Origin of the sequence: uncultured Oscillibacter sp. (genome assembly GCF_910579365.1) — a bacterium.
In the GTDB taxonomy this organism is placed as follows: Bacteria; Bacillota; Clostridia; order Oscillospirales; family Oscillospiraceae; genus Oscillibacter.
Map to the genome: position 1 here is coordinate 1 of NZ_CAJTUX010000118.1, position 4,949 is coordinate 4,949.

Annotated in this window: 5 protein-coding genes; 4 read left to right on the forward strand and 1 reads right to left on the reverse strand. The window is 64.7% G+C overall.

What is annotated here, in order from left to right; all coding sequences use genetic code 11:
• The 4 genes from QZ329_RS14910 to QZ329_RS14925 form a co-directional block, all read left to right on the forward strand.
• Positions 1 to 152: ATP-binding protein (locus QZ329_RS14910; protein ID WP_295753798.1), on the forward strand; the 152-nt coding region annotated here is incomplete at its 5' end.
• Positions 153 to 229: 77 nt separating this feature from the next.
• On the forward strand, positions 230 to 376 hold the full coding sequence (locus QZ329_RS14915; protein ID WP_295753794.1) for a hypothetical protein: 147 nt from the start codon (positions 230 to 232) through the stop codon (positions 374 to 376).
• Positions 377 to 504: 128 nt separating this feature from the next.
• Positions 505 to 1,206: a response regulator transcription factor gene (locus QZ329_RS14920; protein WP_295753795.1), complete on the forward strand. Its 702-nt coding sequence runs from the start codon at positions 505 to 507 to the stop codon at positions 1,204 to 1,206.
• A complete protein-coding gene (locus QZ329_RS14925; protein WP_295753796.1) occupies positions 1,178 to 3,616 on the forward strand; it encodes a HAMP domain-containing sensor histidine kinase in 2,439 nt (812 codons plus the stop codon). The genes QZ329_RS14920 and QZ329_RS14925 overlap by 29 nt, the downstream gene beginning before the upstream one ends.
• Before the next feature lie 20 nt (positions 3,617 to 3,636).
• Here QZ329_RS14925 and QZ329_RS14930 read toward each other — a convergent pair.
• Positions 3,637 to 4,949 (reverse strand): SpoIIE family protein phosphatase (locus tag QZ329_RS14930; protein ID WP_295753797.1); only part of this gene is annotated, 1,313 nt, incomplete at its 5' end.

Here is a 4,949-nt window from a genome sequence, read left to right on the forward strand (position 1 = left end):
ACCGGGCGGACGCCTCCCGGGGGGAGAAGAGCGGCTTCGGCCTGGGGCTGAGCATCGCCGCCGTCATCGCCAGGGAGCACAAGGGGACGCTGAAGGCGGAGAGCGGCCGGGAGGGCACGCGGTTCATCTTTGCCGTGCCGCTGAAAAAATAGGGGCGGGGATGGACTTGACCTCGGTCCGGCTTTTGTGTAAAATGAAGATATCCCAGCCAGGAAAGGAGCGTTTTAGCATGGGCATGACGGACAGCCAATTCAAAGCCTTTATCCGGTTTGTGCTGAGTGATCTGCAAGAAATACGGTCCGAAAAAGACGAGGAACCGCGGAACGCGAAACTGGATCAAGTCATTGACACCCTTCAAAAGGCCCTGGAGGACTGACATAACGAAAAGGCGGGGGAACTTCCCCGCCTTTTTCTTTGCAATCGTAAGAAAATTGTAAGATTTTTGTCGAGCCATTCGTAAGAATTGCCTGCTATCCTAGTCTCAGCTCAAGGGAGGAAGCCCATATGAACGAATGTATCTTAGTTGTGGACGACGATCCGGAAATCGTGAACGCCATCGCCATCACCCTGGAGCGGGAGGGCTACCCGGTCCGCAGAGCCTACGACGGCCTCCAGGCCGTGGACCAATGCCTGGACCCCGCCGTAAAGCTCCTCCTCATCGACGTGATGATGCCCCGGCTGGACGGTCTTTCCGCCCTGCTGCGCATCCGGGAGAAGCGAAACCTGCCGGTGATCGTCCTCTCCGCCAAAAGCGAGGACACGGACAAAATCCTGGGACTTTCCATGGGGGCGGACGATTACGTCACCAAGCCCTACAACCCCCAGGAGCTCATCGCCCGGGTGCGGAGCCAGCTCCGGCGGTACACGTCCCTGGGCGACGTGAACGCCGAGGGGCGGCAGGGGCTTATCGTCAACGGGCGGCTCTGCTACGACCCCGCCGGACGGGTTCTCCGGGCCGACGGGGACGAGGTGAAGCTCACCCCCACGGAGACCAAAATCGTGGACCTGCTCTTCCGCCACCCCGGGCAGATTTTTCCCGCCGAGGAGATCTACCGCCGGGTGTGGAACGAGGACGCGTTTTCCTGTGAGAACACGGTGATGGTTCACATCCGCCGCATTCGGGAAAAAGTCGAGCTGAATCCCAAGGAGCCAGATTATATTAAGGTGGTGTGGGGCATTGGATACAAATTGGAACCGCACGGATAAGGACCCCGGCGAAGCCCTGGAGCGGTTTGTGGCGGAGGAGGTCCGGGAAGCCGCGGAGGCGGGGAAGGGCGTGAAGGTCCTCCGTCCCGGCGGGCGGGTCAAGGCGCTGGCCGGTTTTCTGGCCTTCTTTCTGGGGATGACGCTATTCCTCTCCGCCCTGGGGGCTCTGGGAAACCGGATCGCCTGGGAGCGGGACCCCTCTCCCCGGTGGGAGTGGGACTGGCAGGAAACGGACGCCTTCCGGGACGAGGTTTCCCAGTATCTCCGGGAGTTTTTGACCATCGGAGCCGGGGGAACGGTGGACTTCTACGACCAGGCCTACTGGACGGAGTACGGTGGAGACGTGGCTGTGGTTCAGGAGGCGGAGGCCTATCGGTCCTGGTGGGGCTCCTATCCCCTTACCGAGGCCGTGGTGGTGGGCCGGGGGCTGGCGGAGTGTGAGACGCAGCTCAATTCCTTCCATTCCATCCCGGCGGAGTCTGAAAAAGACCGGGAGCCGGATGAGGCCTACCGGAACGACAAGAACGTCCTTTACTACATTGAGACAGCGGAGGGAAAGGTTTACACCAATGCGGAGGGGCGTCTGGCCTTCTTTCTGGAGGCGAAGCGGCTGCGCCATGCCTCCTCTGTCGATTTCTCCACGGTGCCTCAGGAGCAAAAAGACTATAACGTTTTCCTGACCTTCCAAAACGGCAAGGTCTCCATTGTCAAGGACGGGGCGGACCTGGACGTCTATGGGAACGGCCTGTACAACAACGAGTCCCGGTGGTTTGTCCCGGGCTACGACAACTTCCCCGTCAGCAAAGATCTGGAGCACGTGACGGTCTATATGGCCGTCCGGCGGACGCCGGAGCGGTACTACGGCGTGGACTACAAAAACGGTGGGATCTATTCCAACAACGCCTTTTACGGTCTCGCCCAGTATGTGGAGGAAAGCGAGTCCTTCTACCAGACCCAGGGCCTGCTGCTGTTCATCGCCATGTGGTGCCTGGTTCTCTGGGCTCTGCTGCGCAAATCCGTGGAGCCGGTGAACCGGAAAATCGCCTCCTGGACCCGGCATGTCTGGACGGAGGTCCGCTTCCTGTTGGTAACGGCGTGCGTACTGTGGGCCTTTCTGCCGGGACTTTGCAATCTGGACGTGGTTTATGAGCTTCTTTACAGCTACAGCTATGGCTACGGCTGGGACGGCGGGTATTCCTTCGCCGCCTGGGGCATGGCGGTCCTCCGGCTGGTTACCATGAATATCCCGGCTCTCATCGCCCTCTTTTGGCTGTGGCGGCTGCTTTGCAACGACCATAAGCACAACCCCAAGGAGGCCAGGAGGTCCCTCCTCCGCCCCTTTTTTCGGGGACTGCGGGCCCGGGACCTGAAGCGGCCGGTTGAAAAGCGTCTCAGCCGCCGGACAGCGCTGCTGATCCTGACCGTCTTTCTTCTGTGCGCGGAGGTCCTGAGCATCCTCATCAACCTGACGGTGGCCGGGGTCTTCCCAGCCTGGCTGATCTGGACCGTCTACCTGCTGCCGGTGCTGCTGGCGTCGGGGACCCTCTTTTTGTTCCAGCGCTGCCAGCGGGGCCTCGCCCGGGACCTGGGGCGTCTTGCCGACCAGGTGGAAGCCGTCCGGGCCGGGGACCTGAGCCGTCCTTTGGTCCTGCCGGAGGACGCGGACCTGCGGCAGACCGCCGAGTCCCTGAACGACATTCAGGCGGGCATGAAGGCGGCGCTGGAGGAGCAGACCCGCAGCGAGCGGATGAAGGTGGAGCTGGTGAGCAACGTCTCCCACGATCTGAAAACCCCCCTGACCTCCATCCTCTCCTACGCGGAGCTTCTGCGGCAGGAGGAACTGCCCCCGGCGGCGGCGGACTACGCCCAGATCATCGACCAGAAGGCCCAGCGGCTGAAAACCATGGTGGAGGACGTCTTCGAGATCAGCAAGGCGGCGGCGGACCAGCTCCCCGTCCACCTGGAGCGGCTGGATTTGGCGAAGCTCCTCCGCCAGACCCTGGCGGACATGGACGGGGCCATTCAAGAGAGCGCCCTGACCTTCAAGGCGGAGCTCCCCCAGGAGCCGGTGATGATCGTCGCCGACGGCAAGCGGCTCTACCGGGTCTTTCAGAATCTTCTGGACAACGCCCTGCGCTATGCCCTGGAGGGCAGCCGGGTGTACCTCACCCTGAAAACCGCCGGGAAAACGGCGGAGGCCAGCGTCCGCAACACCAGCCGCAGCGAGCTGCCCGAGGGAGTGGACTTCACCGCCCGCTTCGTCCGGGGAGACGCCAGCCGCACCGACGGCGGCAGCGGCCTGGGCCTGAGCATCGCCAGCTCCTTCACCGAGGCCTGCGGCGGAACCTTCCGGGTGGAGACGGTGGCGGACCTGTTTACGGTGGCCGTCACATTCCAAACCGTAGAATAAGAGCAAAAAAGTACGGGAGGTTATACCTCCCGTACATTATTTTCCGGGCAGTACAGCACCTGGATGCCGCAGTCGTCCCGAAGCCGTTCCCGGCGGACGCTCTCCGCCAGAATCAGCCCCGCCAAATCCTGGGGGTCGTCCCCCGTCCAGCCCGCCAGCAGGTTCATAAGCCACTCGTCCTCCATGGGGTCCGCCACGCCGTCGCTGACCATGACGGCGAAGCCCCCGGGGTCCAGAGGCGCCCTGGTCACATCCGGCGGCGTCCCCCGAAGGCCCACCGGCAGACTCGCGCCGGTGATCCGCCGGACCACGCCGCCCTTTTTCAAGTAGCTGGGGGCCGCGCCGAATTTGTAGAAGGCCGCCTCCCGGCTTCCGGGGTCGTAGACGCAGAGGTCCACGGTGGTAAAGCTCCCCGTGTCCGCCCCTCGGAGGCCCATGGCGGAATTCAGGGTCTTCAGCGCCGCCTCCGGGGCTACCCCGGCCTCCAGAAACTCCTGGAGCAGGCGGCAGATCAGGGCGGACTCCTTCCGGGCGGGCTCGCCGCTGCCCATGCCGTCCGCCAGAATCAGGCACCAGAGGCCCCCGTCCGTCCGGAAGGAGGTCACCGTGTCCCCGCAGACCGTCTCCCCCTCCTTGGGCCGGAGGGCCGCCCCCACCCGGCATGGCCGGTCCGCTCCCATGGCGGGGGCGGCGGCCTCCAGTCCGGCGGCGGTGGCGGTCAACAGCTCAGAGAGCTGGGCGTACTGCCCCCGGGCGCTGCGGCGGGTCTCCTCCAGCTGCCGCCGGTACTGCCGCCGCAGCAGGAAGGCGGAAAGCTCGCCGTTGATGGCGTTCAGAAGGTCCGGCAGGTGGACGCAGCGGCTGGCGAAGTAGTCCGGGAAATCCTTGGCCAGGGCCCGGCCCCGCTCCAGGAGATAGGGCGTGGCGTCGTTCATGGCGTTGAAGGTGCCTGTGTAGTCCCGCTGCCAGCAGATGTCGCAGAGAGCGCAGCCCCGGCAGACCTTCTCCGCCGCCCGGTCGAAGACGATGGCCGGGTTCTCGTCGGTCTGGGGGGGGATGCTCCGCCCCATGCTGTCATAGAGGTCCCGCAGAGCGGCGGCGGCCCGGTTCAGCCGCTCCCGCCAGGGGGCGGAGGACGGACGCTCCTCCGGAGGCGGTGGTACGGCGGGCTTCACCCGCTTTCCCGTTACCAGACGCCCCGGCAGGGCCAGGAACAGCGCCGCCCCCGCCGCCGCCTCGGCAAGCGCGGGCAGGGGCCGTCCCTCCGCCAGGGCCCAGGCCCCCGCCGCCCCCAGGAAGGCGGCGGTGTAGACGGCGTACAGGTCGAGGTCGA

Bases quoted from the DNA above. Each gene is read 5' to 3' on its own strand.
- QZ329_RS14915 (WP_295753794.1), top strand. From the start codon at position 230: ATGGGCATGACGGACAGCCAATTCAAAGCCTTTATCCGGTTTGTGCTG.
- QZ329_RS14920 (WP_295753795.1), top strand. From the start codon at position 505: ATGAACGAATGTATCTTAGTTGTGGACGACGATCCGGAAATCGTGAAC.